Here is a 14,798-nt window from a genome sequence, read left to right as displayed (position 1 = left end):
AGATCCTCTACGCGGGCTTAGCGAAGCCCCACTTCTCTAGGGCCCGGGCTAGCTCCCTGTGGCTCCTGGCGTACTCGTCGAGGCTGATTCCCTGGAGCGCCGCGTCGATCGCCTGCCTAGCCGCTGCTGCCCCTGCGCGTGGGCCGTCGGGGTGGCCGACAACGCCTCCACCCACCTGTATGACGATGTCTGTGCCCATCTTCGAGATGACCTCTGGGAGCGTCCCGGGGTGGAGCCCGCCGCTCGAAACGGGGAACGCGGGCTTGATGCCGCTGAAGGGCTGAGGGAGGTGGAAGACGTCCTCGCCGTCGGGCACGTAGGTTTCCTCGCGCAGCACCCTAGCGTTCCTGATCACGTCCACCGCCCTGGCCTCCAGCTTCCCCACCTCCGGCGTCCCCACGTGTAGCTGGTCGACGCCCACTAGCCTGTAAAGCTTCGCCAGGGTGAACATCGAGACGCCGTGGTACGGGTTCCTCGTGAAGGCGGCGTGCATAGCGCGGTGAGCGTGGATCGCGAGGCCGTGCTCCTCCGCCAGGTCCCTCACGTAGCCGAGGGAGGCCCAGCCGGCCACCACGACGTCGACCATCACGTAGGGGTTCCCGTAGTCCGCGACGAGCTTGAGGCGGCGCTCCATCTCCCTGACGTCGGCGGTGATGTTCGCGAACCAGGCCTTCCTCTCACCCGTCTCCCGCTCCGCCCTGTCGATCGCCCTCATCACGGCTCTAGCTCTCTCCTCGAACCTGCAGTAGCTCGGGCTGGCTAGGTTCTCGTCGTCCTTCACGTAGTCCATGCCCCCCACGAGGAGCTCGTAGGCGAGCCTCTCCACCTCCTCGGGCGTGTAGCCGACCTTGGGCTTCGGCACGGTGCCTACGATCGGCCTCCCCCTGATGCCGAGGGTCTCTCGAACGCCATGTATGCCCTTCGAGGGGCCTTTGAAAGCCCTCAGGAACCTCGGGGGGAGGTAGATGTCCTCGACCCTAAGCCCCTTGACCCTCTTCATGCCGAACACGTTGCCCGCTACTGATGCCAGGAAGGCGGGCATGTTGCCCTCCTCGAAGAGCTCCGCGGGGTAGGCGACGCGGACGAGGTAAGAGCCGTCGCCGAGGTCGCGGAACTCGTAGGCCTTGCCCATCAGCCTGTCAACCCTGCGCTGGTCGTACCACTGGTAGAGGGTGGTCCATGTCCCGACGCTGCTCTCTGCCGCGACCGCGCCGGCCGCGTCCTCGACGGTGAAGCCCTCAGCGGGCGTAACCCTGAAGGTGACGACCACCTCCTCATCCGGGTCCGGGGTGTAGCCGCGCTTGACAAAAGCCGGGTAGGGCTCAAACTCCTCAGGCATGAGGCTCGATATCGAGAAGAGGAGAAGTGTTATAAAAACCTAGAGTTTTCCCGCCCCGTATCTCATTGCTTCGCCGATGTATTTCTGCGTGAAGACGTATATGGCTATTATCGGGATGGCGAAGATTATCGTCCGGGCGGCGAAGTCGCTCCAGAATATCGTCTGGCTCGTGGCGGTCTCGTAGACGTAGGCGGCCAGCGTTTCGATCCTCAGGAAGTTCGCTATGATGAACTCCCCCCAGGCGCCCATGAAGGCGAAGAGAGCTATCACGATCATCGTGGGCTTGGAGGCCGGGAGGACCACGTCGAAGATTATCTGCCTCCAGCTGGCGCCGTCAATGAACGCGGACTCATCGATCTCGCGCGGCAGGGCGTCGAGGTAGTTTTTCACCATCCACGTCTGGAAGGGGACCGCGCCCGCGGTGTAGATGGCTGCCAGCACGACTGGGTTTCCGATGACGGGGACGCCGATCTGGTTCAGCTTGAGGAGCATCACGTAGAGGGCTATGACCGCCGCTACCCCGAAGCCCCCGCCCACCTGGTTCAGGACAAGGTAGGCTACAAGGAGCGCGTCCCTGCCGGGGAACTTGAAGCGCGAGAAAGCGTAGGCGGCTGGGGTGATCACCACTAGGGCGAAGACGATGTTTGTGACCGCGACGAGCAGGCTCAGGACTGTCGCGTTGATGAAACGGGGGTCGCTGACGGCCTTCAGGTAGTGCTCGAGCGAGATGCCAGTTGCGAGTATCTGGGCTGGGTCGGTCACGAGGCTCTGTCCTCGAACGAGGCTGGTCAGCACCGCGAAGAGGACGGGGTACAGCAGAATGAAAACTATGAGGGCTGAGAGCGTCGTCAGCGCTACCGCGCCTACGAGCCTCAACCAGTACCTCGCCATCACGTACCACCCGTTGAGGTCCGCTTGTATATCAGGTAGTACCACGCGAGGGCGTATAGCAGCAGTATCAGCACAACGACCAGGTACGCGGCGGTGGAGAGCCCGTACTGCTGGTCCAGGTAGGCCCTGTTGTAGCCGAAGAGCACCATCATCTCGTTGACCCCTCCGGTTGTCCTTGAGAACCAGAGGAACTGGATCTCCTTCGTCGGCCCTCCGTTGTTGATGAGCAGAGGGACCATGAACGCCTGCAGCGAGGCGCCCGCCGTCAGAATGCTCGCGAACAGCACTGGTCGGGAGGTCAGGGGGAGCATTATTTCCCTGAAGCGCTGCCAGACCGAGGCGCCGTCTACCATCGCAGACTCTATTAGCTCCTTGGGAATGGAGGAGATAGCCGCCATAGTGACGGTCATTATGAACGGGTAGGCGAGCCACATCTCAACTATGTTATACACCAGGAAGGCGTCCCACTCCCTGTTGTATATGCTGAAATCAACGCCAATCGAAGCAAGGTAGTTTGCCACGGGCCCTATCCCGGGGGCGAACATCATCCTCCAGGTGGTTACGGAGAGCAGGACTGGGAGGGCCCAGGGTACGAGCAGGGCAGCGCGCATCACCTTCCGGCCGTAGATCATGGGGCTTGAGAAAAGGAAGGCTAGGGAGACTCCCACGGCTACCTTCAGGGGAACGCTGGTCAGCACGAATAGCAGGGTCTTGAAGATGGAGTAGGGGAAGCGCGAGTCCGTGAAGAGGGTCTGGAAGTTCTGCAGGCCCACGAAGTGCATCGAAATCCTGTCTATCTCCTGGTCAATGCCGGCAGTCGCGGAGCCTACTAACAGGTCGTAGTTTCCCTCGACCTCCCTGAGGCGGTCCCTGCTCTGCTGCAGCAGGCCTAGCGCCTGATCTACCTTTGGGAGAACAGCTTCGCGCAGCTGGCTCAGGTCGTTCTCAGTCAAGGCGAGCTTGAAGCCGACGATCCTGTCCACGTCCCCCCATATGCCGCTGTCAATGATCGAGACGGCCCTGTACAGGGTGTCGCCCAGGCCCCGGTAGTAGTAGAGGAAAGTGGTGTTGCTGTTGATGATGCTTGAGGCGTAAGTCAGGTCTTCATCGACTCTGCTCCTGATGGAGGTGAGCCTGCTGATCGAGAAGTTCTGGGGCGTGGATGACGCGATGAGGGTTTTCAGCTCGAGCAGCGAGGCGATGGCGTCGCTCAGGTAGTCGTCGGCCCTGCGCACCTGACTCAGAACATTCTCCTTATTCGCGGAAAGGTAGCTGGTTATCACTGCCCTCTGAGCCTGAAGCTCCTTAATCCTGGGCTCTGAGGCAATGTTTACGTTGTTGGCGTCGGTGAAAGCTATGTACACGGAGTACGCAATCGGCCATAGTGAGAAGAAGAGGTACATGGCCAGGCTGAGGAAAATGAGAAGAAAGGCTACTCGAGCCGGGTAGAGCTCCGATCCGCTTTTCTTGGGCATGAGAAAAAGCACCCGTTTACCAAATTAGCAGAGGTTTAGCCTCCTATCTTGGCAACGATCTTCGACTGGGCGTCGTCGAGTAGCTGCTTGACTACGCTGAGCGTCGCCTGCTCTCCCTGCTCGTTGTACTTGGTCACGATCGCGTTCAGAGCATCCGATACAGGTCCCCAGACGTAGTTCATGTTCGCCGACTTGGGCATCGGAACGCTGTTTGCCACGGCCTGGGCGAAGCCGAGTATCGTCGGGTACTTGTCGGCGTTAGCCTGCAGGTATTGGAGGATTGAGAGCTTGACGGGTATGTAGCCCGCGTCCGCGAGCGTCTTCAGGGCGTCATCGTTCAACGTGAACCACATCGTGAAGAGTATTGAGGCGTAGAGCCTGTTCTTGTCGCCCTCGACGACCTTAGTCACCCACATCTGCTTTACCCCGGAGAAGGGCTTGGGCGTCTTCCCGTCGATAGGTGGTATCGGGTAGACGACCACGTTCTTTATGTTCTGCTTTATTGTGGGTATGTTCCAGGGACCGGTCACCATGCACGGGGTCCTTCCGTCAGTGAGTATCTTGAGCTGAGCCTCCATGCCGACATCCGAGGTGTACATGTACTTCATTACGTGCTGGATGTAGAAGGTTATCCCGTCGACCGTTCCCTGGCTGTTAACGCCAACCGCGTTCCTGTCCTCGTCGTAGTAGAAGCCGCCGAAGGCGGTGACAAACGGGTAGACGTGGTACGGGTCGATCTGGTACGCTATGCCGTACGTATTCTTGGAGGGGTTGTACCACTGCTGCATGATCTTCTCGAAGTCGCTCCAGGTCTGCGGCGCCGAGGGCACGAGGTCCTTGTTGCACACGAGTGCTATAGCCTCAGCCGCCCATGGTAGACCGTAGAGGTGCAGCTTGTACACGCCGCTCGTGTAGGCTGAGGCCATGTACTGGGCCTTCAAGTCTGTGAGCGTCTCGGGGGGCAGGTACTGGTCCAGCGCCACTATAGCGCCGCTGTCGGCGAGGTCGCCCGTCCAGTCGTGCGCCCAGGTGAAAACGTGAGCCGTGTTCTCGACATCGCCTGTGAGTACGCCGGCTTTCACCTGCTCCTTGAGGTTCTGGACGTTCGTGTACTTAACGGTGATGCCGGGGTACTCCTGCTGGAACTTCGCGATAACGTTCTTCATCACGTCTACCTCCCACTGGCTCATCCCAGTCCAGAAGTTGATAGTCACCTGGATCTGCCCTGACTTGGCCTTCTGCACGAAGTCGTAGAAGTAGCTGGGCACGCGTATGGTGCTGGTGCCGATGGTAATTGTCTTCAAGGCAGGGGCTTGGGGCTGGCTGGGCTGAGTCGCGTTCGATGGAGGCGTCTGGGGCGGCTGAGCTGGGGCGGACGGTTGCGTCGGTTGAGTCGGCTGAGTGGGTTGGCTAGGCGGAGGGGTGGTTGTGGATTGGTAGTAGAAGTAGACTATCCCTAGCGCCACTACGATGAGAACAACCGCGATGATGATATTTCGGCTTGTGCTTTTGCTCAAAACTCCCACCTCTTGCAAGACTTAGTCTCCTTGCTACTGTTTAAATCTTTCTCCATAATGTTTTTTAATTCGCTTAGGAAGCCAGTTTTATTCTCCCCCTTAATTACCAACCTTATTAAGGCATGCGAGGCTAGTGGGAAAGGAGCCGTTCATGTACAGGGTACTTGGGAGGGAGAAGATAGCTGGGACTCGATTCGGAAAATACCTAGTTGAGTTCTCGCTGAAGTGGCCCGAGGGGGTGGAGTACCTGTACCTCGTAGCGCCCTTCACATCCTACTTCCCCGGAAGGGTCGAGCTGAGGCGCGAGGGCGAGAGGGGAAGGGTTGTTGTCTCGCTTTGGGAGGGCTCGTACCCCTACAGGTTCAGCTCTACGTGCGGATTCACTGTTCTAGACGTGGAGAACCCTTCTAGGGTGAGAGTGAGGCTTTGGCCTGACAGCGGCGTTGAGGAGGATTTTTCCCTAGCTGAGATCGGAGTCACAGACTACGCGACGGCCACCAGTGAGGGGAGGTTTGTGCCGGAGCTTCTCGTCCACGACGAAAGGGACCCCTCCTTCGTTAGCAGGTACCTGGGCTTCACCATCCTTCGCTTTAAGGCTCCGACGCGTCTCCTAGATCGGGTTTTCGTCGAAGCAAGCGATGGAAAGAGGGTCGAGATGCGGAGGTACGTGAGCACCGAGCTCGTAGACTACTTCCAAGGAGTCGTCAGTGGCGGCGTGAAGGGTTACAGGTTCCTCTTAGAGGCCGGTGGCGAGCGTCTCTACTACGGACGGGAGGGCCTAGGAGACGAGAGCTACATCGAGCCCGGGGAGATCGTGGGGATCGACGAGCCATACTGGTACGTCGGTAGTACTTACTACCTGATCTTCCCAGACAGCTTCACCCGCAGTAAGGTGAGCATCTCGGGCAACACCAGGCCCCGTGCCCGTCTAGGTGGGTCTCTGCGCGACGTGGCCGAGAGCCTCGACTACATAGCATCGCTGGGGGTCGAGGCGGTCTACCTGACTCCCATATACAGGTCGGTGAGCTACCACAGGTACGACGTCATTGATCACACCGAGGTTGACGAGGATCTGGGTGGCTGGGAGGGCTGGAGCAGGCTCGTCGAGGAGGCCGAAAGGAGGAATATAAGGATCGTAGTGGACATTGTGGCCCACCACGTTTCCTCGTGTAGCCCAGAATTCCTCAGAGCCCTGTCCGAGGGCGGCGAGCACAAAGATTGGTTCAGGTTCTTCAGCGGTTTTGACGAGCGGGAGGCGGAGCTTTTGAGGGCGTTCATCGCAGGCGGTTGCAGGGAGTTTCCCGCTGGGCTCCGGGGTAGGAGGCCCTTCTACGAGACCTTCATCTGCAACTGGGGGATGCCAAAGCTCAACTACTCGAATCAGCGGGTGGTTGAGAGGCTTTGCCAAGTGGCATCGTTTTGGCTCACCCGCGGGGCTAGCGGCTTGAGGATAGACGTTGGGCACGCGTTGCCTGACGCCGCCCTGAAGCAGCTATACTCGACTGTGAAGGGGCTGAAAAGGGATGCGCCCGTGATACTGGAGGTGAGCAAGGGGGTTGTCTACTACCCCTACGGCGTCACCGCTGACTCGGCGATGAACTACGACTTGAGGGAGGCTCTGCTAGACTTTATCGTGTACAGAAAAATCGACTCGGAAACCTTCGTTAGAAGGCTCAAGGAGCTCTACGCTCGCACGCCCGTCTTCGCGGCGAACTCCATGTACAACCTGCTTGGTAGCCACGACACGCCCCGCATCACGACCCTAGCTGAGCGGTGCGGGAGCGAGTGCCTCAGGCTACTCTACGTGGTCCTCTTCGCGCTCCCAGGCTCCCCCTCCATATACTACGGGGACGAGGTTGGAATGCACGGGGGAGACGACCCCGATAACAGGCTCCCCATGTTGTGGGATGAGGAGAATTGGGACAGGGACCTGCAGTGCCTCATAAGGCGCCTTGCCTTACTGAGGAGATCGCTGGCGCCCCTCAGGCTTGGGTTCTTCGACGTGCAAGTGATGAATAAGGGCGCTGTGGCCATCATGAGGGAGTGGAGAAGTGAGGAGGCTATGGTTGTGTTCAACGCGAGCGAGAAGGAAATCGACGAGCCCATCGACGGCTACGCGACTGTCCTAGCGAGCGATAGCGCAGGAGAAAAAGTCCTAAAACCTTATTCCTGGAGGATACTCTACAAGGTAAAGAAACCTTAAAAAACTATTTACTTTCTTCTAAGGAGCATTGCTACCGCTAGGCCTATCAGCACTCCAGCTATCAGGCCCACTATTAGTGACCTTGTGAGCTCCTCAGGCTTCACCCCCACCTGAGTGGCCGGCGGGCATGGCGGGCACGCGGGGCACTGCGGCTGCTGTGGCTCAGGGCATATGCACTGCTGGGTGGGCTGCGTTGCAGTAGCCTGTGAGACGCCGTGGACCTTTGCGAGGGTGCCGTTCTTTTCTGCAACATAGCCTGAAAGCTGCGCGTACTGGTCTTGAGCGGTGGGTGCGAGCAGGTCCATCACGCGGGGCACGACGTTGAAGAGAACGGCTTTAGCGTGCTTGGAGCCAACGCCCACGACCCAGACGTCGGGGTCTAGGCCGAAGGCCCTAATCTTCATCGTGCCGTAGCCGTCGTAGCTCGTCACAGCCACAACGTACTTCCACTTATCCGCGTTGCCGGCATCGGGGAGAATGTCCTTCGAGACCTCAGCTATTATGGCGTTTCTCGCGGGATCGGCGTAGACTTTGAACTTGCCGTCCTGTACTGCGACGGTGCCGTCTGAGAGGTAGATCGCCGCCTTCTCGCCGTTCGGAGCAGGGTCGGAGCCCCAACCCGGGGCCAAGAGTAGCGCGATGTGCCACGCCGAGTCTTCAGTAATGTTTACGTTTAAGCCGAAGGTGTCCGTCCTCCCCGGTACGCTGAGAGTCGTGCGTATGTATATCTGCGGGTACTGCAGGCAGAAGCCGTTGGGGCCGCTCCACGGGTTACCGCCGAGATCCTTGAAGTACACTTCGAACGTGAGGCTGCTTCCCGAGTCCACCACCCTGAACTTCGTTAAGTCGAATACTCCTGGTATGAAGACGTCAGCCTTGGGGTACTTGTAGCCTCCAGCCCCGTCATCGTCGCCCTCAGGGTCGCTCATCTCGAACAGGACTTTCCCGGCAGCTGCAGCCGCCGCGCGAGGCACGATCATCTGATAAACCGAGCCGACTCGGGTGGCGGACTCCACGACTGTTGAGCCTGAGTAGGAGGCGGCTGTAACGTAGAATAGCTCTCCCTGGCTAAGACCCAGCGCGCTCCAGGGCACGAACGCCTCCACTGCGTCCCCGACTGACGCCTTGAGGTAGAAGAGCGGTGTCCACCCTCCGCGGCCGTCAGCGGCGCTGACAACCACGCTGAGGTTCGCTGGGTACACCAGCACTTCGTAGAATAGCCCCATGCCCATGTCGAGCTTCGAGTACCGTGGGAACGAGTTGAAGCCCGGGTGGAATGGGCTCACGCTCCTCGCGCTGCAGGTGGTGTATACGGCTACGGCGGTCTTCGCGTCGTTAAGCGAGCTCTTGGAGACCGGGATGGCGGTGATGTACATGCCCTGACTCGTCAGGAGGACGAGGACGCTCTTGAACAGCCTGTCACCTAGGGACATGTTGAGAGCGCCCGCCCACTCCCCGGCGCTTAGCTTCCCGTCGAGCTCCGGTGGGGTTGCAGGGGGTTTGGGATAATCCCTGTTGAGCGTGCCGACTGGTGTAGCGTCGGGGTTGAACTGGGTCAGCAGGTAGTCCGGCGGCTTCAGCCCCGCGTCCTCGTAGGCTCTTCTGAGGTAACCCTTGTAGAGCGGGTTCGCTGGGAAGCCTCCTCCCATGTCGCCACCGTACCAGAATGTCCAGTCGCTGGCCTCCGCCCTCAGGAGGTCTTCGGCCGCTTTCCGGTTGACGGTCAGCGCTTCCCGGAGGCTGTTGACTCCCAGTGCTTTCAGCACGTCTTGCCTCGTCTTGACGAGCATCATCCAGGCAGCGTTCTCCTGCCTTTGACCTATCCAGACCGCTAGCTCGCCCCCAGACCAGGAGCCCTCAGGTATCTGGGCGGTAACGTCCCTTCTGGGCAGCTGCGTGTAGGCGTCTTCGGTGAGGCTTAACGGGGTGTCTGAGATGTCCCTGCCCACTAGGTCAAGGTACTTGTAGCTCTTGGCGGGCAACTCACGGGCGGTGCCTGCGAACTTCGCGAGGTACTCGCGCGGGGTTATCGTGGTGAGTAGACCCTTAGACTGGTACTCGCTCAGCAGCGAGTAGAGGCTGTCGAGGAAAGTGTCGCCGAACTCTGGGTAGCTTTCCCACGGGTTCTCCCCGTCGAGAGCTATGACGACGACGTTTGTCCCATCACTGCTCTTCGCGAGCGACAGCAAGCGGTTTACGAGGTCTTGAGCCGCCTGCTTCGAGTCACCTCTGCTGTACTGGAAGCCTATCAGGTTGCTCAGCTCGCTGTTCCTGAAGAACACGTAGAGCTTGGTGCCGTTGAGCGTCGCGAACCAGGCCTTCATACCCACCGAGGGGTCGGATGGGTTGAGGCCCGCCTTCACCAAAAGCGTGTCGTCCGTGACGGCCCAGGTGTAGCCCTCGCTTGCAAAGGCCGAGAGAACGTAGCCGTTCACAGCCTGCTCAGCGGGCCATATTCCCACAGGCCTGTAGTTGAACACCTTCTGGAAGAGCTGCGTGCTCAGGGATACGTGGACTTTAACATCGTCAAGCAGGCCTAGGTCCGCGAGGATTGGTGCCAGCGGGTGGCTGTAGGGCACGGGTATCAGCTCTGCTTGCCCCTTCTCTGCTAGGGAAGCGTACATTGGTAGAACCTTCCGCAGCAAGTCCCTGTGGACGCTCAGCACGGCTTGAAGCTGCTGCCTGGTGAAGCCCTTGGCGCCGTTGAGCGCCTGGACCCTGAGCTGGTAGACGTCGGGGTACTGCTCCCGCAAAACCATGGGGTCGATCCAGAACAGGTTGAAGAGCACGGCGAGGTCAAGGTAGTCCTGGTCGGAGAACTCGCCAACCACCCTCCTCTTATACTCCTCCTCCGGTAGCGCTATGTACGCGCTCAGCGCCTTCTGGGCCCTGTCCCTCAGCTCCGCGAACCTCGGGACCACGTTCACAACCCGGTCCCAGTTCACGTCGAAGAAGCCTCCCGGCATGGAGAGCATCGAGAACTTCTCCTCAGTGGTCAGGGGCTGACCCTCGGCGATCTTCTCGGATATGATGAGCCTGTAGTCTTTGACGCCGCTGTTGTAGTCGAGGATCTGCTGCACTAGCGAGCCCGAGAAGGTGAACGTTGCCTTCACGTCGGGGTGCTTCGACAAAATGTAAGCCATCTTGTAGTAGTTCCCAACCGTGTGCATCCTAGTCCAGGGTAGAAGGAAAGACGTCCCATTCACGTCGTAGTACCAGGGCTGGTGGTAGTGCCAGATCAGCACAACGTAGAGGGTGCCTGAGGGCTGCTGGCCTAAAGCAGGGTACATCAGCACCTCAGCGAGGAGGATTAAGGTCAAGGCGAGAGTCACAACTTTGCTATTCTTCATCAAAACCACCTGTAAGAAAAAAATACTTTTAAGAAGTTTTGACTTGAGTCCCCCCGGTTGCCTCCTTGGGTTTCCTCTTGCCAAGGAAGTAGCCCGCGCCTACGCCGACAAGCAGAAGCACCACCGCTAGAGCCGCCGCGACTCCAGTATTAATGGTAGAAGCCTTGAGGGACTCCAGCTCGCTTGAGAGCTGCGAGTTCTGGTCCTGAAGGGACTTCACCTGGCTCTGAAGGCTGCTGAGCTGGCTTTGCAGGCTCGAAACTTGGCTCTGGAGGTTGCTGACCTGCGACTTGAGGCTGTCCCTCTCCTGCGTCACGGAGGAAAGCTGGGCCTTGAGCTGCGCGACCACCTGGGAAGCTATGGGCGGAATAGTGGCGGGCATCTTTGCGTCGATGTCCATGCTGCTGAGCCACGCGTACTGCTGGTCAGCTGTAATACCGTTAGGGTACTCCGGCGCGTACACTGCGATGTCGAGCACACGAGGCTCGATGCCGAACTTTATGGCGTTGGCTATCAGGGTCTTCTGGGCATCAGTTGCCGTTGCAGTGGCCCAGATGTTCCAGTCGCCCTTGCTGAGGCCAACTCCTCTGATCTTCAGTGGGCCGAAGCCGTCGTGGCTCGCTACGGCCACCACGATCCTCCAGTTCTTGATGTTGCCGACGTCACCGTACTCGAAGAGACCCCTGTCCACGGTGGCTACGATGGCGTTGCCATCTACACTTACCTTAAATTTATCGTCCTGGACGACCTCGTCGAAGGGCCTGTAGAGGACCGCGCACTGCCCAGTGGGCAGGGGCTGAGGGGGTGTTTCCCAGCAGGGGCCGATGATGAGGGCGTAGTGCCACGCCCAGGTCGGGTCGAAATTCAGGTTCAGTCCCACCGCGCTTAGCCTGGCGGGCACGTTCGGCGTTGCATCCGTGTGTATGTAGATGTGGACCTGCTGGAGGCAGAAGCCGTTTTTACCGGCCCACGGGTTACCGCCGAGGTCCTTGAAGTATACCTTAAAGGTTACCGCGGTGTCGGTTGTGTAGACTTCGAACTTCACGATATCAAAAACCCCTGGCTTGAAGACGTCAGCCGTGGGGTAGCCGTAGAAGCCTGGGCCCTTGTCGTCTCCCTCAGGGTCTGGAACCTGGATGGTAGGGTTCTCGGCTTTAGCCACCTGTGTTATCGCTAGCGAGAACACCAGCACTGCCAGGATTAACGCTCCAAACAGTCTGCCTTTACTCAACTGCTTTCACCTTCTGGCGTGTAAACTTGTCACACCGTTAATTAAAAGGATTTCTGTATCTGTTTATTTAATACTTCGTGGGATTATATTGATACTATAGTCCTCTACTGCCGATTTTCCGGCGATACGCGTAAATACCGCTGTGCGGTGTCGGCCATATGGCAGAGGAGCTGCAGAGGAGGGTTATCGAGGTTTACAGCAGGGTTTTGCCGAGCGTTGTAGGCGTCTCTACCCTAAGGGTCATCGACTTCCTCTTCACACAAGCGCCTATAACGGGCTTCGGCTCCGGAGTTGCTGTTGACAGGGGCATCATAGCCACTAACTCGCACGTCGTCGAGGGCTTCGAGAGGATCACCGTCACGACGCCCGACGGCGAAAGCAACCCCGCTGAGGTCGTTTCGGAGGACCCGCAGTGGGACATCGCGTTCCTCAGGGTGGATGGGGCTGATCTGCAGCCGGCTAGGCTAGGGGACAGCGACAGGGTTCAGATCGGCCAGTTCGTACTCGCTATCGGTAACCCGTTCGGCCAGCTGCTAGGCGGGCCGTCGCTCACATTCGGCATCGTGAGCGGCGTGGGCAGGACTCTCCGAGTCGAGGGGAAGGTTTACGAGAACATGATCCAGACCGACGCGGCCGTGAACCCGGGTAACAGCGGGGGGCCTCTGGTGAACCTGGACGCCGAGGTCATCGGGATAACGACGGCCATGATACCCTTCGCCCAGGGGATAGGCTTCGCCATCCCAGTGAACGAGGTCCGTTGGGCTCTGGATCAGGTGCGCCGCTTCGGCAGGATAGTTAGGCCTTGGATAGGCGTCTACGGCTTGGACGTGACTCCTATGGTCGCGCTCCAGCTGGGCTTGAGGGAGCCCGGCGGGGTCCTCGTTGTGAGGATAGCCGCCGGGGGGCCTGCGCACCGCGCGGGCATCAGGCCCGGGGACATTCTACTATCCGCCGACGGGAGGCGGCTGAAAGGCGTCTCCGACCTCATCGCCACCCTGAGGGAGCGAGGCGTGGGAGAAAGCATTGAGCTTGAGGTTTACAGGAGGGGCGTCGTTAGGAAGTACGTTGTCCGGATTGAGGAGGCTCCTTAACCCCTGTAGTGTCGGGCCATCTCCTGGTTCTCGGGGAGCGAGAGGACTGCCTCCCAGGCCTCTTCAGCCTGCTTCTCGGACTTTGTTCTGGGGTCTAGCATGAGCCAGTCGATGAGGATCTGCCTGCCCCCCTCCAGGAAGGCGGTCAGAGCCATCTCCATCCGCATCATGCGGGGCCAGAGAACCGCCTTGAGTATCTTCCCGGGGAGCTTTAAGCCTAGAGTCCTCCTGACCCCCTTCCCGGAGACCTCCGCTGGGACCTCCACAGCCACGTTGTCGGGGAGCCCGTCGATGGAGCCCATGTTGGGTATGTTCACCTGGTACACCGCTGGCTGGTCGTTCGCGATGGAGCTTATGATAGGTATCAGCGACTCATCCGTCCTTGCCGGCGGGAAGAAGCTGGACACCGAGAGCCTCGGGTCCGAGGCGACTCTCTCCAGCAGGCCCGTGTACCACTCGTGCCTCGCCAGGTACAGCATCCAGCCTACCTCGCTGTCGGGCCCTCCTGTTGGCCCGTACCAGCGCTGCTTCGTCCTGAGGTCCCAGTGGTACATCCAGGTCCCGCCCCTGACGGTGTCCCCGACGGGGAAGAGGCCGTAGCGCTTGTACATGTCGACCGCGGCGGGGCTCAGCTGTATGTCGAAGGGGTCTCTCTGGGTGAGCCTCCACCTCTCCCAGTAGTCGCTGGCTCTGCGCTCCACCCACTCGTCGATCAGCGGGTAGAGGTCCCTGCCCTGGTACGTTAGCTTGGTCAGCCATATCACGTGGTTGAAGCCTATCGCTTCGAACTCGACTTTTTCGGGGTCGTAGCCGAGGGCGCGGGCGATTTCCTTGTAGCCTAGGTGGCCGTGGCACAGACCTATGACCTTAACCCTAGTCTCCCTGGAGATCAGCGTGGTGAGCTCGAACACTGGGTTCGCCAGCTGAAGCAGCCATGCCTCGGGCGCTAGCTCCTCTACGTCCCTCGCCACCTCCAGCGCGAGCTTGAACTGGTAGTACCCCCAGATTGTGTGGTAGTCGCTGACCATGTTCCACTCGGTGCTGTTAACGCCCCTGTAGTAGCCGTGCCTCTCAGACACCTCCCTCATCTTCTCGTAGTAGCTGTGGCCGCCGAACATCGCAGTGTTGACGACGAAGTCGGCGTCCCTGATCGCCTCGCGCCTGTCGGTGGTAGCGATGAACTTGATGTCGGCACCCAGCTCCGAGGCATACCTCTTAGCGAAGCCCTCCACGAGCCTCAGCCTTCCCTGGTCGATGTCCATGAGCACGACCTCGCTCCCGAAGAGCGTGGGCGTGTGAAGCAGGTCGTGTATAATCTTAGAGCTCCAGGCGATGCTCCCAGCGCCTATGACCGCGATCTTAACCCTCGACACAAGCCCCTGAAGCGGGCGGGCTAAAATAACCGTTTCTTAACACTCCGAGAAACTACTTTTCAAGACGATCCGCTAGGGACCTGAGCTTAGCGAGGAGCTCCCTGTACCTCCTCGCCCCATCATCCGTGAGCTCGACGACCGTCCTTGGACCCCAGTCCGTGAAAGCCTTGTACACCCTCACGTAGCCCTTCTCCCTCAGCCTCCGAAGGTGGGTGTCGGCGTCTCCTATGCTCAGGCCAGCTATCTTAGCAATCTCCGAGACGGTGAGCGGGCCCAGGGAGTACAGTAAGGTGACTATGGCAAACCTCTTAGCATTCATCAGCTCCTC

General features: G+C 59.5%; 10 protein-coding genes. 2 read left to right on the top strand and 8 right to left on the bottom strand.

From position 1 onward, the window contains the following. Positions 1–7 precede the first annotated feature (7 nt). The 4 genes from rbcL to MOV14_RS09580 are packed head-to-tail and all read right to left on the bottom strand — an operon-like array spanning position 8 to position 5,222. Positions 8–1,339 carry a type III ribulose-bisphosphate carboxylase gene (rbcL, locus tag MOV14_RS09595; RefSeq protein ID WP_318537111.1) on the bottom strand — a complete coding sequence of 444 codons (1,332 nt, stop codon included), beginning with the start codon at positions 1,337–1,339 and terminating at the stop codon, positions 8–10. A gap of 39 nt (positions 1,340–1,378) precedes the next feature. Next, positions 1,379–2,230, bottom strand: coding sequence for an ABC transporter permease subunit (locus MOV14_RS09590; RefSeq protein WP_318537110.1), 852 nt, complete (start codon positions 2,228–2,230; stop codon positions 1,379–1,381). Next, entirely contained in the window at positions 2,230–3,705 is a 1,476-nt protein-coding gene (locus MOV14_RS09585; protein ID WP_318537109.1) for a carbohydrate ABC transporter permease, read from the bottom strand. The genes MOV14_RS09590 and MOV14_RS09585 overlap by 1 nt, the downstream gene beginning before the upstream one ends. 35 nt (positions 3,706–3,740) lie before the next feature. Then, positions 3,741–5,222 carry an extracellular solute-binding protein gene (locus tag MOV14_RS09580; protein WP_318537108.1) on the bottom strand — a complete coding sequence of 494 codons (1,482 nt, stop codon included), beginning with the start codon at positions 5,220–5,222 and terminating at the stop codon, positions 3,741–3,743. A gap of 133 nt (positions 5,223–5,355) precedes the next feature. On the opposite strand from MOV14_RS09580, the gene MOV14_RS09575 reads away from it, so the two are divergent. Beyond that, on the top strand, positions 5,356–7,425 hold the full coding sequence (locus tag MOV14_RS09575) for an alpha-amylase family glycosyl hydrolase (protein ID WP_318537107.1): 2,070 nt from the start codon (positions 5,356–5,358) through the stop codon (positions 7,423–7,425). Positions 7,426–7,433: 8 nt separating this feature from the next. Here the strand turns inward: MOV14_RS09575 and MOV14_RS09570 are convergent, their stop codons facing one another. Continuing rightward, a complete protein-coding gene (locus MOV14_RS09570) occupies positions 7,434–10,775 on the bottom strand; it encodes a glucodextranase DOMON-like domain-containing protein (RefSeq protein ID WP_318537106.1) in 3,342 nt (1,113 codons plus the stop codon). Between the two features lie 28 nt (positions 10,776–10,803). After that, on the bottom strand, positions 10,804–12,006 hold the full coding sequence (locus MOV14_RS09565) for a glucodextranase DOMON-like domain-containing protein (protein WP_318537105.1): 1,203 nt from the start codon (positions 12,004–12,006) through the stop codon (positions 10,804–10,806). A 158-nt stretch (positions 12,007–12,164) separates the two neighbouring features. Between MOV14_RS09565 and MOV14_RS09560 the strand changes: the two genes are divergently transcribed. Next, positions 12,165–13,097: a S1C family serine protease gene (locus MOV14_RS09560; RefSeq protein WP_318537104.1), complete on the top strand. Its 933-nt coding sequence runs from the start codon at positions 12,165–12,167 to the stop codon at positions 13,095–13,097. Here the strand turns inward: MOV14_RS09560 and MOV14_RS09555 are convergent. Together MOV14_RS09555 and MOV14_RS09550 are read right to left on the bottom strand one after the other, a co-directional pair. Further along, the gene (locus MOV14_RS09555; RefSeq protein ID WP_318537103.1) at positions 13,094–14,470 is read right to left on the bottom strand and encodes an alpha-glucosidase/alpha-galactosidase; all 1,377 of its coding nucleotides are present in this window, start codon (positions 14,468–14,470) and stop codon (positions 13,094–13,096) included. The genes MOV14_RS09560 and MOV14_RS09555 overlap by 4 nt on opposite strands. Positions 14,471–14,522: 52 nt before the next feature. Next, the gene (locus MOV14_RS09550; RefSeq protein WP_318537102.1) at positions 14,523–14,789 is read right to left on the bottom strand and encodes a transcriptional regulator; all 267 of its coding nucleotides are present in this window, start codon (positions 14,787–14,789) and stop codon (positions 14,523–14,525) included. Between the last annotated feature and the right edge of the window lie 9 nt (positions 14,790–14,798).

Origin of the sequence: Infirmifilum sp. NZ (assembly GCF_022693705.1) — an archaeon.
GTDB lineage: Archaea > Thermoproteota > Thermoprotei > Thermofilales > Thermofilaceae > Thermofilum.
Note: the sequence above shows the minus strand (reverse complement) of the source record. Positions and strands in the feature narration are given on the sequence as shown.

Bases quoted from the DNA above. Each gene is read 5' to 3' on its own strand.
- rbcL (WP_318537111.1), bottom strand. From the start codon at position 1,339: ATGCCTGAGGAGTTTGAGCCCTACCCGGCTTTTGTCAAGCGCGGCTAC.
- MOV14_RS09590 (WP_318537110.1), bottom strand. From the start codon at position 2,230: ATGGCGAGGTACTGGTTGAGGCTCGTAGGCGCGGTAGCGCTGACGACG.
- MOV14_RS09585 (WP_318537109.1), bottom strand. From the start codon at position 3,705: ATGCCCAAGAAAAGCGGATCGGAGCTCTACCCGGCTCGAGTAGCCTTT.
- MOV14_RS09570 (WP_318537106.1), bottom strand. From the start codon at position 10,775: ATGAAGAATAGCAAAGTTGTGACTCTCGCCTTGACCTTAATCCTCCTC.
- MOV14_RS09560 (WP_318537104.1), top strand. From the start codon at position 12,165: ATGGCAGAGGAGCTGCAGAGGAGGGTTATCGAGGTTTACAGCAGGGTT.
- MOV14_RS09550 (WP_318537102.1), bottom strand. From the start codon at position 14,789: ATGAATGCTAAGAGGTTTGCCATAGTCACCTTACTGTACTCCCTGGGC.